Below are 15,158 nucleotides of genomic sequence, written 5' to 3'. Positions count from 1 at the left end.
CGCCGCCACGGCGCGTCGGCTTGTCCCCCCTCGACCCACGCGCGATCCTCACCTGCCCTAAACACGCATCTTGCAACAGTGTCGCCACGCCGGGCCGGAGCGTCAAACCGTCGTGGGTGGTGAGCGCGACCCGGGGCTACGCAGCTGCCGCCGTACCCGCGTTCTCGGCGGCGCTTCCGGCGCCAGCAGCGCCCAGTTCGCGCACGGTCGCGTCCAGGTGCTCGCGCAGCTTGGCGACAGCCGTGAGGGCCGTTTCTCCGACCCCGGCGACGGCCTGAATGTCGCGGTCGGCGCTGCCGGCGGCATCCTCCGCCGAGCGCGAGCGCTCCCCCGCGGCTTCGCCCTGCGCGCCCGCCTGCTGCACGCCGTCCGCGATCTCGCCCACGAGCCGCGCCGCCTCTGCGGCCGTGGTGTCGATCCGCGTGTTCGTCTCCTCGACGCCGTGCACGGCACGCACCACGCGCTGCAGCCGCTCGTCGACGGCGGCGGTGCGCTCGCGCAGCTCCTGCACGTGCTGGCCGATGGTCTCGGTCGCCTGCGTGGTCTGGTTGGACAGGCTCTTCACCTCGTCGGCGACGACGGCGAAGCCCTTGCCGGCCTCGCCCGCCCGCTGCGCCTCGATCGTGGCGTTGAGCGCCAGGAGGTTGGTCTGGCGCGCGATGGAATTGATGAGGTCGACGACCTTGCCGATCTCGTCGGCGGCGGTGCGCAGCTTGTCCATGACCTCGCTGGCGTCGTCGGCCTCCGAGCGCGCCTCGGCCGCGCTGCTGCCGGCTTCCTTGACCGCGCTGGTGACGGTGTTGGCTGATTCCGACAGAGCCTCCGCGCGCTGGCGCATTTCGTCCAGATGCGCGCGCACGCTTTCCGTGGCCTCGCGCGTGCTGCTCACATCCGCCAGCACCGTCGAATGGTGCCGGCTGACGCTGTCGAAGGCGTCGGTGAGCGCGCGCACGCTGTCGTCGACCTCGCGGACGGCGGCACCCATGTCGTCGCGCAGGCTCTCGCCCAGCCGCTTGAGGGCGGCGTCGCGTTCGGCGCGCGCCTGATCCTCGCGCATGAGGGAACGCGCCCACTCGCGCGCCACGTTCGCCAGCGGCCGCGCGAACTGCAGCGGCCCGGCCACGCCCAGGCTGGCGACGCGCTCGCCGTCCACGTCCAGGGCGATGTTGCGCCCCTCGCGCATGGCCTCGCTGCGGGCCGCCTCCTCGGCGGAGACGTCGCGGCAGTCGCTGTGGCCCGCCATGACCTCGGCGGCGATGCGGTGCTTCGAGCCGATGCGCTCGCGGGCGGAGGAGGCGAAGATCTCCCCGCCCTCCCCCATGAAGGACACGGTCAGGTCCAACTCGCCCGCAATGCGGTCGCAAATGGTCTGCGCCTTGTCCGGATCCAGCGCCATGCTCGCTCCCCCTCGGACCCGCCCGGCGTCTTCGTACGGCTACGCGGGTTGCATTCCGATTAACTTGAGTCTAGCGGACGCGAGCCGATCCCGAAAGGAGCATGCCGGAGCCGCTCAGGCCGCCTTGGGCCGGCTGCCGCGGCTGGTCACCGCGACCCCGGCAATCACGGCAAGCGTCGCCACCACCAGGCGCCACGACGGCTCCGCCAGGCCGAGCGCCACCAGGAAGGCGCTGGCGATGATGGGAACGGCGTAGGTCAGCGCCCCGACCGCGCGCACCGGGCCGTAGCGGATGCCGTGCGCCCAGGCGATGAAGGCCAGGCCGTACGGGCCCGCGCCGATCGCCGCCGCGATCAGCATGGCCTCCGGCGCGATGGGCCACGCCGTGGGCTCGATCCACAGGTGGAGCGCCCCGGCGATAAGCGCGCCCAGCGTGAACAGGCGCGGAAAGAAGCCGGCGCCCAGCGCCTGCCGGCCGCGCACGATCAGGGAATACACCGTCCAACACGCGCCGCTGGCCAGCCCCGCCGCGTAGCCGGCGGCGTGCCCGGCCACGATGCCGCCGTCCCAGTCGCGCGCGATCAGCACCGCGGCGCCGGCGAAGGCGATCAGCGCGCCCAGCAGCACCACCGCGCGCACGCGGCCGACGGTGAGCACCTCGCTGGCGGCCACGAACATCAGCGGCCAGATGTAGGTGATCAGCGTCACCTGCGCCGCCGGCGCCGCGTTGAGCCCCAGGAAGTAGAACACGATGGCGCCCACCAGCGCCCCCGAGAGCACGAACCAGGTGCGCACGTCCACGTGCGCCGAGCCGCTCTCGCCGGTTTCGCGCTGGCCGCCCGAGAGGTTCGCCACCAGCGCCGCGCAGGCCAGCGCCAGCGCCGTCATCTGCATCGCCGGCACGCTCGCGGCGTGCTCGCGCAGCACCGGCAGCAGCCCCCAGAGAACCACCGCGAAAACCGCTGCCGCGAATGCCCGGATTTCGCTCGCCGTCCAGGCTGCCGTTCCGTCCAGAATACGCCGCTGCATGACCGACCTCCCTGCGTGCCTTGACCCTGAAGCCAGCGCACACCTAAGTCGGAACGGACCATCGCGGTAGGACATCTCCGTGATGGCTTCGATCAAACACGGCGATGAGTTGAGCGCCGCACGCATGACCACGGCCAACAGCTTCGACCTGGACGTGCTGCGCACCTTTCTCACGGTCGTGGAGGCGGGAAGCTTCACCGCCGCGGCCTCGGTGCTGGGCACGACGCAATCGACGGTGAGCATGCAGATCCGCCGGCTGGAGCGGGATCTCGGCACGCCCGTCTTCCACCGCGAGGGCCGCAGCGTGCGCCTGACCGTGGACGGCGAGCGCCTGCAAACCCACGCCCGCGAACTCGTGCGCCTGAACGACGAGGCGTGGCGGGATCTCACGGGCGCGGCGCTGTCGGGCGCGGTGCGCCTGGGCATCCCCGACGACTACGCGTTCTACCTGCCGGAGACGCTGCGGGACTTCTCGGAAGCGCACCCCTCGGTGAACCTGGACGTGCGCTGCGACCTCTCGGTCTCCCTGGTGGACCGCGTGCGCCGCGGCGATCTCGATCTCGCTCTCGTCACGCGCCAGACCCGCAGCCCTGGCGGCGAGGCCCTGCGGCGCGAGCCCCTGGTGTGGAGCGCCGCGCGCTCGCGCGCCATCGAGCACGCCGATCCGCTGCCGCTGGCGGTCTATCCGCGCGAGGCCTGCGTCTTCCGCGAACACGCCACGCGCGCACTGACCGAAGCGGGCCGGCGGTGGCGGGTCATCTACACCAGCAAGAGCGTAACCGGCCAGCAGGCCATGGTGCGCGCCGGCCTCGCCGTGTCCCCGACAACGGTGAACATGGTGACGCCGGAGATGCGCGCGCTGGACGAAAACAGCGGGTTGCCGTCCCTGCCCGCCATCGAAATCGCGCTGCACCGCGCGCCCGGCCGGCCCTCCGAACCCGCGCGGCGGCTCTACGACATGATCCGCGATAAGCTGTGGGCAGCTTAACCCCTGCGTTCGCACTTCTGCGCGGCTGTATTCACCGGGGGCTGGGTCTCACCGAGCCGGCTGGTGCACGGCGAACACTGGTGGGCTGCTTAACCCCTACGCTCGCACTTCTGCGCGGCTGTATTCACCGGGGGATGGGGCGCGATCCGAGAGGTTCGGGCACCGCGCCGTCAGGCCGCGTCGCGGTTGTCGAAGTGCTTTTTGATGAGCAGGAAAATGTAGCCGACGGCGGCGGCGAAGATCAGCAGCCCCAGCGCGTAGCTGAAGCTGGACGGCGCCGCGCCCGCCGCCATGGACAGCCCGACCGCGACGGCCACGACCGCGCTTCCGGCGCCCGCCATCACGCGCCCCTCGAAGCTGGCCGGCGTGATCTCGTCCACGCGCGGCAGGATCTTGGCCGTACGGCCGTCGCGCGCGTCGAAGTACGCGTTCACGACACGGAATTCGAGCAGCACCGCCACGGCGAAGATCAGCAGGCCGAAGCCGTAGCCGCGGCTGGTCTCCGCCCCGGCGGCCATGCTCAGCCCGATGACCGCGGCGATCGCGATGGCGACGCCGATCAAGGTGTAGCGCGTCCACAAATCCATGCCGTCGAAACGTCCGTTGTCCGAAAAAGCGGGGCGATTCCCGCGCGCAGTTTACACACGCGCACTCCCGCCGCCCACCGTTTCGGCGCACGGCGCGGCCGTGTCAGCCCGCCGCAGCCCGCGGCACGGCCTGCGCCGCAGCGGCGCGGTCCGGCAAATCGATGCGGAACTCCGTGCCCTCGCCGCTGGTGCTGACGACCGTGATCTCGCCGCCGTGGGCGCGCACCAGATCCCGCGCGATCGCGAGCCCGAGGCCGCTGCTGCCGGTCTTGCCCGCGGTCTGGAACGGCTGGAACACCGTGTCCTGAATCGTGGGCGGCAGCCCGGGCCCGTTGTCCGAGATGCAGACGAGCGTGCGCCGCGCCTTCCGGCCGCCGTGGACGCGCAGGTGCGTCGCGCCGGCCTCCACGGCGTTCTGGGCGATGTTGGCGAAGACGCGGTAGAGCTGCTCGCGGTCCGCCGTCGCCGTGAAGCCCTCGGGCAGCTCGTTGTCCACGCGCACCTGATCCGGCGCGGCAACGGGCAGTCCGGCCGCCACCTCACTTACCAACGCGTTCAGGTCGACCGTGTCGAGATCCAGCTGCACCGGCCCTTCGCGGGCGTAGGTGAGGGTTTGCACGCACAGGTTCACCGCGCGGTCGATCGTCTTGACCAGCCGCGGCGCCATGCGCGCGACCTCGGGGTCCTCGCTCTCGCCCATGCGGTCGGACACCAAGCGCGCCGTGGCGAGGATGTTCTTGAGATCGTGGTTGATCTTGGTCACGGCCACGCCCAGCGCGGCCATGCGCTCCTTCTGGCGCAGCGCATTCGTCAGGCGCTCCTGCATGGACGCCAGCTCGGCCTCGGCGGTGCCGATCTCGTCGTCGCGCCCCGAGGCGGTGATGACGCTGTCCGGGTTCTCCGGGTCTTCGCGGAAGCGCATCATGCTGTCGGTCAGCCGGCGCATGGGCCGCACCATCAGCAGCGTGAGCGCGATGTAGACGAGCGTGGCCGTGAAGATGGAGATGACCAGCGACAGCGCCAGGATGCGCTCGCTGTAATCGATCATGGCCGCGCGCAGGGGCCCTTCGTCCAGGTCTACGGTGAGCACGGCGTCGTCACGGCCGGGCACCGGCCCGATGACGCGCAACCGCCGATCGCCACCGGTAAAAAGGGTGTCGAAGGCGTTCCCGACCATGTCCACAAGGCCGGCTCGGCGCAGGTCATAGGTCTGCGCGGGCGTGACATGAGCGCTGGTGCCGAGGCTGCGCACGGTTCCATCCGGCCGGTGCAGCTCGACGGCGTAAACCTGCGCCTCGCGCAGCATGCCCGCTTCCGCCTTCGGCGAGAGCCGTTCGCTGTCCTGCGCGGCCATGACGGCCAGATGGGCGGCCTGCAGGCGGTCCTGCAGCTCGGTCATGCGAAAGCGCGCGATGGAGGGAACGTAGGTCAGCACTTCCGCCAGCATGACGAAAAAGATCGTCAGCACGAGCAGGCGCGCGGACAGGCTCTTGACGGCGCTCGGCAAACGGATGCGCGACATGCTGTACGGATGCACCCCTTCCTGTTCGGGGCGACCGCACCATCCACGTGCGTGGTAGGTGCTTGCGTCCGCAATAGCGCGTCAGCCGAGCTTTGCCAAGAAGCGCACGATGCGGCGAGTCCGCTCGGAGAAGAGCTTCGGCGTGTAGAACTGCCCCGCCGCGCCCTTGGACGCCTCGCCCAGCGTGGGGTACGGCGCGATCATCTGCGCCAGCGGTCCCACCTTCTGCTTCTGCTGCACCGCCAGGATCCAGGGGTAGATCAACTCGCCTGCGGACTCCCCGACGATCGTGCAGCCGAGCACCTGGCCCTTGGCCGTGGTGATCGCCTTCACGAAGCCGTCCGTGCGGCGTTCGGTGCGGGCGCGGTCGTTGTCGGCGAAGGGCGCCTGCAGCACGCGGATGGAGTCGCCGTGCTGCTCGCGCGCCTTGGCCTCGCTCAGCCCCACGTGGGCCAACTCGGGGTGGGTGTAGGTCACCCACGGCAGGGCGCTGTGGTCCGCCTTCGCGGGCAGGCGGAAGAGCGCGTTCTTGATGATCACGCCCGCGTGGTAGGCGGCGGCGTGAGTGAACTGATAGCTGCCGGCGGCGTCGCCCGCGGCGAACACGCGCTTGTTGGTGGTGCGCAGGCGGTCGTCGACCGTCAGCTTGCCCTTGGCGTGCTCGATGCCGGCCGCCTCCAGGTTGAGGCCGTCCAGGTTCGTGCGACGCCCAGCGGCGACGAGGATGTGGCTCCCGGCCACGGTGCGCTCGCCGTCCGCGTCCGCCAGCGTCACCTCGACGCCGCCGTCGGCGCCCTTGGCCACGCCCGCGACCTTGACCTGCTCGTGGATCTCCACGCCGTCGGCCCGGAGCTGGCCGCGCACGACCTCGGCGGCCTCGGGATCGTCGTTGGGCAGCACGCGCGCCATGTCCACGAGGCTGACCCGCGAGCCCAGGTTGGCGAAAGCCTGGCTCATCTCCGAGCCGATGGGGCCGCCCCCCACGACGATCAGGTGCTCGGGGCGCTCGGTCAGCTCGAACACCGTCTCGTTGGTCAGGTAGGGCACCTGATCAAGGCCCGGAATGGGCGGGACCATGGGACCGGAGCCCGTCGCGATGACGAAGCGGCGGGCACGCACGCGGGCGTCGCCGGCTTCCACGGTGCGCGCATCCGCAAAGCGCGCGTGCTCGGTGAGGACGGTGACCCCCAGGCCCTCGAAGCGCTCCACGGAGTCGTGCGGCGCGATGCCCGCGATGACGCCGTGGACGTGGTCGTGTACGCCCTGGAAATCGATCGTGGGCGCGCCGTACTGAACGCCGTACTGGCGTGCCAGCTTCTCCAGCTGCGCCGAGCGGCCGGCGGCGAGCAGCGCCTTCGAGGGCACGCAGCCGTAGTTCAAGCAGTCGCCGCCCATCTTGTTGCGCTCGATGAGGACGCAGTCGGCCCCCATCTGCTGCGCCCCGGCGGCGATGGCGAGGCCGGCGGACCCGCCGCCGATGATGCAGAGATCCGGCGTAAGCTCGCGTGTCATGTTTCGGGATCCGGAGACGTGTTGAAAGGACGAATATCGCTCAGCCGCGCGCGGCGCGCCAGGCGCGGTACTTCTTGTAGCCCACGGGCAGCATGGACAGCAGGGCCAACCCGATGATCGGCCCCAGGATGCTCGGCTCGAAGATGATGCCCAGGTTCGGCTTCTCACCAACGGCGATCAGGTTGCCCACGCCGTTGCCCACGCTGGCGTAAACCACCGAGCCCGGCGCGATGCCGAGAAACGTGCCGATGGCGTAGGTGCGCAGCGGCACGCCCAGGAACGCGGGCACGAGGTTCACCAGCCAGAACGGGAACACCGGGATCAGGCGCAGGAAGAGCAGGTAGTTCATGGCGTCTTCCTGAAAGCCCGCGCGCATGCGCTCCACGGCCGAGCCCGCGCGCTCGCGCAGCGCGTCGCCGAGGGCCGTGCGCGCCGCCAGGAAGACGGCGACCGCCCCGATGGTCGCCCCCGTCACGGCGTAGATCGCCCCGCCGATCGTGCCGAAGAGGAAGCCGCCCAGGATGGTCAGGAAAGCCCCGCCGGGGATGGAGAAGGCCGCCACCAGCGCGTAGACCACCACGAAGGCCGCCGCCGCCAGGACGGCGTTGTCGGCCACCTGTTGTTCCAGCCACGCCCGGTGCTCGGCGAGCGCGTCGAAGCTGAGGTACTTGTCCAGGCCGAGCGCGAAGAAGAGGACGAACCCGGCCACCAGCGCCAGCAGCGGCAGCCACCGCGTCAACCGCGAACGGCGCCCCGTCCCCGTGGCCTGGTTCGGGGCGTCTGCCTGATCCTTGGTGCTCATCCTGTCGCCCATATTGCTTCCGGAGCCCGGTCTTCCCACGCCCATCGAACGTTGATATGGCGCAGGTTGGGGCGCGAACCCAAATCACGACCCTGTCAACGGGCGTGAAACCCGGTGGAAGCCGTGCCCTCGGCATGCGCGGGCGGCTGCCCGCTGCCGAGCGGCGGCAATGCGCGTTGACACGGACTGGACCGCCGCTTATACCCGCGCCCCACCGCCGGACAAACAGGAGCTTACAGCCGTGAAGCAGACGTTCCAGCCCAGCAACCTGGTCCGTAAGCGCCGCCACGGCTTTCGTGCGCGCATGGCGACGAAGGGCGGCCGCCGAGTCATCAACGATCGTCGCCGCAAGGGCCGCAAGCGCCTGAGCGCCTGACGCCCGCGAGGCATGCCGCGCCTCGGCCGGCTCACCAAACGGCCCGAGTTCCTGCGTATCGCCCGCGGGCGATATAAAAAGGTCATGCCGGGAGTCGTGGTGCAGGCGCTTCCGCGCGAGTCGCGTGTCGACGCCGACGATGTCGCGCGCCTGGGCATCACCGTTTCGCGCAAGGTCGGCAAGGCCGTGCAGCGGAATCGCGCGCGCCGCAGGCTCCGGGCCGCGGCGCGCGAGGTGTTGCCGCGTGAAGGCGCGCCCGGCACGGACTACGTCGTTATCGGGCGCAAGGCCACGCTGGACCGCGCGTACCCGGACCTGTTGAACGACGTGCGCGTCGCCGTCCGCAAGCTCAATCGCCGAACGGCGCACGCCCGGGCCGACAACACCGCAACGGGCCGCGCGGGCACCACCGCCGCGTCTCCGGCGGACGCCGGGAAGGACACGGAATGAAGCACGCCGCACCCATCGCGTCCGCGCTGGCCCAGCGCGCCGCGCTGGGTGCGGTTCATGTGTATCGGGCCATCTCCACGCTCACGCCCGGTCACTGCCGCTACGAGCCCACGTGCTCCCAGTACGCGCTGACCGCGCTCCGGCGCCACGGCGTGGTCTACGGTGGGTGGCTGACCGTGCGCCGGCTGGCGCGCTGCCATCCCCTGGGAAGCTGGGGTTTCGATCCGGTGCCACCCGCCCGGGCACCGGGGCAGGACCGGCGGTAACGAACGGCGGACGCCATGGAGCAGCAGCGCAACCTCCTCATGGCGATCGTGCTCTCGGTCGCCATTCTGCTCGGCTTCGAACTGCTCTACCGGACGCAGGAGCAGCCGACCGGCCAGGACGGCAAGCCCGCGCCGGAGCAGCAGGCTGCCCAGTCGCAGGCCACCGGCGACGCCCCGGCCTCGGCGCCGCAGCCCGACGACGGCGGCGGCGCCACGGCGGACGGCCGCGCGCCGGGCAGTGCTGGGGGCGAGGTCACGAACCGCGCGAACGCGCTGGACGAAAGCCCGCGCGTGGCCATCGACACGCCCAAGCTGGACGGCTCGATCTCGCTGGTCGGCGGGCGCATCGACGACCTGACGCTGCGCAAGTACCGCGTCGAAAACGCCCCCGACAGCCCCAAGATCGACCTGCTCTCCCCGCCGCATTCCGAGAACGCCTACTACGCGTCCTTCGGCTGGGTGGCCTCGGGCGGCCCCGCGGACGTCCCGGGCCGCGACGCGCGGTGGGAGGCAAGCGCGGACAAGCTGACCGTCGACCAGGACGTCACGCTCACCTGGACGGGCGAGACCGGGCTGCGCTTCGAGCGCACCTATTCCATCGACGAAGACTACATGTTCGAGGTGACGCAGCGCGTCACCAACGAGGCCGGGGAGCCCGTCTCGCTGGCCCCGTACGGGCTGGTATCCCGCCGCGGCACACCGGACACGCTGGGCTACTACATTCTGCACGAAGGCCCGATCGGGGTGTACAACGGCACCCTGGACGAGATCGACTACGACGACGTGCGCGAGGACGGCCCGATCAGCCGCACCACGACGGGCGGCTGGACCGGCATCACGGACAAGTACTGGCTGGTCAGCCTGGTCCCCGACCAGGACGCCGAGGTGGAGACGCGCTTCGTCCACACCAACGGCAACGGCGTCGACAAGTACCAGGCCGACTACCTGCACAACAGCACGCGCATCGCGCCGGGTGAGCAGTTCGCGACGACCAACCGCCTGTTCGCCGGCGCCAAGGAAGTCTCGCTGCTGGACGGCTACGCCGAGGATCTCGGCATCCCGCACTTCGACAAGGCGGTCGACTTCGGCTGGCTCTACTTCCTGACGAAGCCGGTTTTCCACGCGCTTGATTTCTTCGCCGGGATTACGGGCAACTTCGGCGTCGCCATCATCCTGCTGGTGCTCGCCATCAAGCTCGTCTTCTTCCCGCTGGCCAACAAGTCCTACCGCTCGATGGCCAAGATGCGGAAGCTGCAGCCGGAGATGCAGCGCCTGCGCGAGCAGTTCGGCGACGACAAGCAGCGCCTGAACCAGGAGATGATGGCGCTCTACAAGCGCGAGGGCGCGAACCCGGCCTCGGGCTGCCTGCCCATCCTGGTGCAGATCCCCTTCTTCTTCGCCGTCTACAAGGTCCTCTTCGTCACGATCGAGATGCGCCACGCCCCCTTCATGCTGTGGCTGGACGACCTCTCGGCGAAGGACCCGACGAGCTGGATCAACCTTTTCGGGCTGCTGCCCTATCAGGTGCCGAACCTGGGCCCGATCGACTTCCTGAGCATCGGCATCCTGCCCATCATCATGGGCATCACGATGTACGCCCAGCAGGCCCTGAACCCGCAGCCGGCCGACGCCACGCAGGCGCGCATCTTCAAGCTGCTGCCGATCGTCTTCACCTTCCTGCTGGCACAGTTCCCGTCCGGCCTGGTGGTGTACTGGACGAGCAACAACATTTTCACCTTCCTGCAGCAGTACATCATCATGCGCCGGGCGGGCATGCAGATCGGCGGCAAGATGGAATCGCCCGCCAAGCCGGCCGCCAGCACGGGCGACGCCAACGGCTCGGGCGGCGACGGCGGTACGGCCACCGCCGCCGGCACGGGCAATGGCGAGGCCGAAACCGCACCCGCTCCGGCAGCTGCGCAGCCGGCGGAGGAACCGGCCCAACCCGCGGCGTCCCAGGGCGGCGACGGCGGGCCGCGCACGAGCAAGCGCAACCCGGCCGCGGCCAAGAAGGGCGGCGGCAAGGGCCGCAAGGGCCGCAAGCGCTGACCGCCATGAGCGACGCCCCATGAACGACGAGGTGGACGAAGGCCCCGCGCCCGATCCGGCCGCTGTCGAGCCGGAATCGGACCTGGATCTGGAGGCCGGGCGGCTGCTGTTCGCCCGGCCCGCCCGCTTCGTCGCGGGGGCGGCCAAGCTGGACTCCATGCCGAGTTTCGCCCACGAGACGCCCGAAATCGCCTTCGCCGGCCGGTCGAACTGCGGCAAGTCCTCGCTCATCAACGCGCTCGTGGGCCAGAAGATGCTGGCCCGCACCTCGCAAACGCCGGGGCGCACGCAGCAGATCAACTTCTTCGATCTCGCCGGCGCGCTGATGCTGGTGGACCTGCCCGGGTACGGCTACGCCAAGGCGCCCAAGGACAAGGTGCGGCGCTGGACCGAGCTGACGTACGATTATCTCCGTGGTCGACCGAACCTGCGCCGGGTGTGCGTGCTGGTTGATGCACGCCGCGGTGTGCGCGACAACGACCGGGCCGTGATGACGGCGTTGGACCAGGCCGCGGTGCCCTATCAGGTACTGCTCACCAAGGCCGACAAGATGCGCAGCCAGGCCGCGTTGACGGAAACCGTGCAGGCGGTTCGCGATCTCGGGCCCAAGCACGTGGCCCTCCACCCGGTCGTGCGCGTCACCTCGGCGCAGACCGGCCGGGGCATCGAAGAGGTCCGCGGCGAACTCGCGGCGCTCGCGGCGCATATCGAACAGTGACGACGGGAGCGGGCATGGCGGGCAATACCCAACAGCGCAGCATCGGCGAGACCAAGCACTGGCTGCGGACGGCGCGCACCCTTACCGAGGCGCTGCCGTTCATGCGCCAGTACTCGGGCAAGACCTTCGTCGTGAAGTACGGCGGTCACGCCATGGGCGACCCCGAGCTGGCCAAGGTGTTCGCCCGCGACATCGCGCTGATGAAGCACGTCGGCATCAACCCCGTGATCGTCCACGGCGGCGGCCCGCAGATCGGCCGCATGCTGGAGCGCCTCAACGTCCAGTCCCAGTACGTCGACGGCCTGCGCATCACCGACGCCGAGACCGTCGAGGTCGTGGAGATGGTGCTCGCCGGGACGATCAACAAACAGATCGTCAGCACCATCAACGCCGAGGGCGGCACCGCCGTCGGCCTTTCCGGCAAGGACGGCGCCCTCATCGAGGCCAGCAAGCTTCAGCGCAAGACCCGCGACCCGGATTCCCAGATCGAGCGCGTGGTCGACCTCGGCTTCGTCGGCGAGCCCAAGCACATCAACGCCGGCGTCATCGCCTCCATGGAAAACGCCGGCATGATCCCCGTGATCGCGCCCATCGGCTGGGGCCCCAACGGCGAGACCTTCAACATCAACGCCGACACCGCCGCCGGCGCCATCGCCGCGGCGCTCGGCGCCACGCGCCTGCTCATGCTCACCGACGTGCCCGGCGTCTCCGATCAGAATGGGGCGCTCATCCCCGAGCTTTCGCCCGACCAGACCCGCTACGCCATCGGCGACGGGACGATTTCCGGCGGCATGATCCCCAAGGTCGAGACCTGCCTGCACGCCGTCGAGCAGGGCGTCGAGGCCTCCGTCATCCTCGACGGCCGTGTGCCCCACTGCCTGCTGCTGGAAACCTTCACCGACCGCGGCGTCGGCACCATCATCCGCAACCTGGAAGCAGGTTGATCCCATCAATCGGGCAAACGGACGCCCGCGGACCGGCGATGGGGGCGGCTGTCTCGGGGACGGTCGCCATCCGAACCTTCACGGCGGGTCGGCGGCGGGCGCGCCATAACGGCGCGCTCGCGGCGGGGTCGAAGCCGCCGCGCTGGGCTTCATCCGATCCCCTCACGAAACGGGAGCGCTGCGGCTGGCACAGCGCTCCCGGCCGCATCGGCGCGGCGTGCGGGGATCAGATCGCCTGCTTCTGCATCTGCTCGGCGATGTAGTCCGCCTGCCGGATCGCCAGGGTCACGATCGTCAGCGTCGGGTTTTCCGCGCCGCTGGTGGTGAACTGGCTGCCATCCGAGATGAAAAGGTTCGCCACGTCGTGCGTCTGGCCGAAGCTGTTGCAGACGCCGTCCGCCGGGTCGGCGCTCTGCCGACAGGTGCCCAGGTTGTGGGTCGAGGGATAGGGTGGCGTTTCGATCGTGCGGATGGCGCCCGCCGCTTCGTACACCGCCGAGCCGGCCTTGTAGCCGTGGTTGCGCATGGCGATGTCGTTGGGGTGATCGTCGAAGTGCACGTTCGGCACCGGCATGCCGTTCTGATCCCGCTTGGAGTCGTGCAGCGTGATCCGGTTGCTCTCCTGCGGCATGTCTTCGCCGACCAGCCACATCCCGGCCATGTGGTCGTAGGCTTCCATTTCCTCGGTGAAGTCCTCGCCCCAGGCGCCGGGGTTCAGGAAGGCCGCCATGAAGGGAACGCCCAGGAAGATGGTCTCCATCTCGTAGCCGCCGACGAAGCCGCGGCTGTCGTCGAAGCGCGACTCATCCTGGATGATCCCGGCCATCGTGGTGCCGCGGTAGCCGTTCACGGGGTTGTTGAAGACCCCGTAGACCGAGCCGGTCATGTGGCGCATGTAGTTGCGCCCGACCTGCCCCGAGGAGTTCGCCAGCCCGTCGGGGAATTTGTTGCTGTCGGACATCAACAGCATGCGCGGCGTCTCGATGGAATTGCCGGCGACGCACACCGCGCGCGCCCGCTGGCGCTGCTTGTCGCCGTTGGCGTCGACGTAAACCACCGCGCTGGCCTTGCCGGCGTCGTCGTGCTCGATCCGCACCACCTGCGCCTGGGTGCGCAGGTCCAGGTTCCCCGTCTTTTCGGCTTTGGGGATCTCGGTGTAGAGCGTCGACCACTTGGCGCCCGTCTTGCAGCCCTGGAAGCAGAAGCCAAGCTGCTGGCACGCTGGCCGGCCGTCGCGCGGCTGGCTGTTGATCGCCATGCGCCCGGTGTGGACGGTTTCGTAGCCCACCCGCGAAGCGCCGTTGTACATGACCTTGAAGTTGTTGTTGCCCGGCAGGCCGGGGATGTCGTTGGTGCGCGTGACGCCCAGCTTCTTTTCGGCCTTGTCGTAGTAGGGCTCCAGGTCGTCGAGCGATAGCGGCCAGTCCGCCAGGTTGGCGCCCGGCACGTCGCCGTAGGTGCTGCGCGCTTTCAATTCGTGCGCTTGCAAGCGCAGGCTGGCGCCGGCCCAGTGAACCGTGGTGCCGCCCACCGTCTTGCAGATCCACGCCGGCAGGTTGGGAAAGTCCCGCGCCACGCGCCAACTGCCGGATGCAGTGCGCAGGTCCAGCCAGGACAGCTGGTTGAAGGCTTCCCACTCGTCGTTGGTGAAGTCGCCGATGGAATAGCGCTTGCCGGCTTCCAGCAGCACCACCCGGATGCCCTTCTGGCAGAGTTCGTTCGCCAGCGTGCCGCCGCCGGCGCCCGAGCCGATGATGACGACGGCGCTGTCGTCGGATGCGTCGATCGTGGCCATGATGTGCGTCCTCCCTGAACGTGCGGGGCGGTCAGCCGTGGGCGGGCGGGCTGGCGCTGGCCGGCGGATCCGGCAGCCACGCCAGGTCGTCGAACCCGCGGCGGATGTAGCCGCCCTTGGGAAAGGACGCGCCCTCGTAGCCGAGCTGGCGCCAGACCAGCTTCTGGTTGTAGAGCGACACCACGGCCTTGCCGCGCACCTTCTCGAAGAATGGCTCGCCCTCGATCCGCTTGAGCACCTTGACCTGGTAGCCGTCGGAGAGCGTCTTGAACGGCACGCCCATGGCGTCGTCCAAGGTTTTCACGCCCTCGGCGAGCAGCGTCTTGGTTTCCCCGTTTTCAGCCGCCTCGCTGTCCAGGTCGGCCACGACGTTCAGGTAGTAGACGTCCCCCAGGCTGGCGTGCGGATACAGGCGCCGCAGCATCGCCAGCAGGGTGTCGGCGCCGTGCTGATCCACGGCGCCTGTCAATTCGACCGCCAGCGCCCGGTCGGACGCCAACAGCACCGGCGCGCCGGCGGCCGTCACCGCCGCCACGGCTCCGCCGAGCCGAAGGAACCGCCGGCGGTCCATGGCGCTCTCTCCCGTTGTCATGACGTGACTCTCCCTCATCATTTTCGTTTTTATTGTTCTTGTTGGATCGGCGGGACACGGTCGCCGCGTCCCATTGTTCTTGCATGCTCGGGACGCGGTGACCGCGTCCCATTGTTCTTGCATGCTCGGGAC

Annotated in this window: 15 protein-coding genes; 7 read left to right on the top strand and 8 right to left on the bottom strand. The window is 69.7% G+C overall.

The window, feature by feature from the left end:
• Nucleotides 1-136 precede the first annotated feature (136 nt).
• Both BLQ43_RS11735 and BLQ43_RS11730 read right to left on the bottom strand, forming a co-directional pair.
• On the bottom strand, nucleotides 137-1,396 hold the full coding sequence (locus BLQ43_RS11735; RefSeq protein WP_090021101.1) for a methyl-accepting chemotaxis protein: 1,260 nt from the start codon (nucleotides 1,394-1,396) through the stop codon (nucleotides 137-139).
• A gap of 114 nt (nucleotides 1,397-1,510) precedes the next feature.
• Nucleotides 1,511-2,425 carry a DMT family transporter gene (locus BLQ43_RS11730; protein ID WP_090021098.1) on the bottom strand — a complete coding sequence of 305 codons (915 nt, stop codon included), beginning with the start codon at nucleotides 2,423-2,425 and terminating at the stop codon, nucleotides 1,511-1,513.
• 82 nt (nucleotides 2,426-2,507) lie between these two features.
• On the opposite strand from BLQ43_RS11730, the gene BLQ43_RS11725 reads away from it, so the two are divergent.
• Complete coding sequence (locus BLQ43_RS11725) at nucleotides 2,508-3,413, top strand: LysR substrate-binding domain-containing protein (RefSeq protein ID WP_218119199.1); 906 nt, start codon at nucleotides 2,508-2,510, stop codon at nucleotides 3,411-3,413.
• Nucleotides 3,414-3,583: 170 nt separating this feature from the next.
• Here BLQ43_RS11725 and BLQ43_RS11720 read toward each other — a convergent pair whose 3' ends face one another.
• From BLQ43_RS11720 to BLQ43_RS11705, 4 genes are all read right to left on the bottom strand, one after another.
• Nucleotides 3,584-4,000, bottom strand: coding sequence for a hypothetical protein (locus BLQ43_RS11720; RefSeq protein ID WP_090021093.1), 417 nt, complete (start codon nucleotides 3,998-4,000; stop codon nucleotides 3,584-3,586).
• 103 nt (nucleotides 4,001-4,103) lie between these two features.
• A complete protein-coding gene (locus tag BLQ43_RS11715) occupies nucleotides 4,104-5,522 on the bottom strand; it encodes a sensor histidine kinase (protein ID WP_090021091.1) in 1,419 nt (472 codons plus the stop codon).
• Between the two features lie 81 nt (nucleotides 5,523-5,603).
• Nucleotides 5,604-7,034, bottom strand: coding sequence for a dihydrolipoyl dehydrogenase family protein (locus BLQ43_RS11710; RefSeq protein WP_090021088.1), 1,431 nt, complete (start codon nucleotides 7,032-7,034; stop codon nucleotides 5,604-5,606).
• Between the two features lie 40 nt (nucleotides 7,035-7,074).
• Complete coding sequence (locus BLQ43_RS11705; RefSeq protein WP_090021283.1) at nucleotides 7,075-7,836, bottom strand: TVP38/TMEM64 family protein; 762 nt, start codon at nucleotides 7,834-7,836, stop codon at nucleotides 7,075-7,077.
• Nucleotides 7,837-8,077: 241 nt separating this feature from the next.
• Between BLQ43_RS11705 and rpmH the strand changes: the two genes are divergently transcribed.
• From rpmH to argB, 6 genes are read left to right on the top strand one after another with little or no spacing between them, the layout of a single operon-like run.
• The gene (gene rpmH / locus BLQ43_RS11700) at nucleotides 8,078-8,212 is read left to right on the top strand and encodes a 50S ribosomal protein L34 (RefSeq protein ID WP_090021281.1); all 135 of its coding nucleotides are present in this window, start codon (nucleotides 8,078-8,080) and stop codon (nucleotides 8,210-8,212) included.
• A 12-nt stretch (nucleotides 8,213-8,224) separates the two neighbouring features.
• Nucleotides 8,225-8,662, top strand: a complete 438-nt coding sequence (rnpA, locus tag BLQ43_RS11695; protein WP_090021086.1) for a ribonuclease P protein component — start codon at nucleotides 8,225-8,227, stop codon at nucleotides 8,660-8,662.
• Nucleotides 8,659-8,928, top strand: a complete 270-nt coding sequence (gene yidD / locus BLQ43_RS11690; RefSeq protein WP_090021084.1) for a membrane protein insertion efficiency factor YidD — start codon at nucleotides 8,659-8,661, stop codon at nucleotides 8,926-8,928. The genes rnpA and yidD overlap by 4 nt, the downstream gene beginning before the upstream one ends.
• 15 nt (nucleotides 8,929-8,943) lie before the next feature.
• A complete protein-coding gene (gene yidC, locus BLQ43_RS11685; RefSeq protein WP_090021082.1) occupies nucleotides 8,944-10,977 on the top strand; it encodes a membrane protein insertase YidC in 2,034 nt (677 codons plus the stop codon).
• 19 nt (nucleotides 10,978-10,996) lie between these two features.
• On the top strand, nucleotides 10,997-11,695 hold the full coding sequence (yihA, locus tag BLQ43_RS11680; RefSeq protein ID WP_090021080.1) for a ribosome biogenesis GTP-binding protein YihA/YsxC: 699 nt from the start codon (nucleotides 10,997-10,999) through the stop codon (nucleotides 11,693-11,695).
• Nucleotides 11,696-11,709: 14 nt separating this feature from the next.
• Nucleotides 11,710-12,639 carry an acetylglutamate kinase gene (argB, locus tag BLQ43_RS11675; protein ID WP_090021075.1) on the top strand — a complete coding sequence of 310 codons (930 nt, stop codon included), beginning with the start codon at nucleotides 11,710-11,712 and terminating at the stop codon, nucleotides 12,637-12,639.
• A 226-nt stretch (nucleotides 12,640-12,865) separates the two neighbouring features.
• Here the strand turns inward: argB and BLQ43_RS11670 are convergent, their stop codons facing one another.
• Nucleotides 12,866-14,434, bottom strand: a complete 1,569-nt coding sequence (locus BLQ43_RS11670; protein WP_090021072.1) for a GMC family oxidoreductase — start codon at nucleotides 14,432-14,434, stop codon at nucleotides 12,866-12,868.
• A 31-nt stretch (nucleotides 14,435-14,465) separates the two neighbouring features.
• Nucleotides 14,466-15,026 (bottom strand): hypothetical protein, encoded by a 561-nt coding sequence (locus BLQ43_RS11665; RefSeq protein ID WP_090021070.1) that lies wholly within the window; start codon nucleotides 15,024-15,026, stop codon nucleotides 14,466-14,468.
• Between the last annotated feature and the right edge of the window lie 132 nt (nucleotides 15,027-15,158).

This window comes from Limimonas halophila (genome assembly GCF_900100655.1).
Taxonomy (GTDB): Bacteria; Pseudomonadota; Alphaproteobacteria; order Kiloniellales; family Rhodovibrionaceae; genus Limimonas; species Limimonas halophila.
The sequence above is the reverse complement of the archived record's forward strand: the minus strand, read 5'-3'. Positions and strand labels throughout refer to the sequence as shown.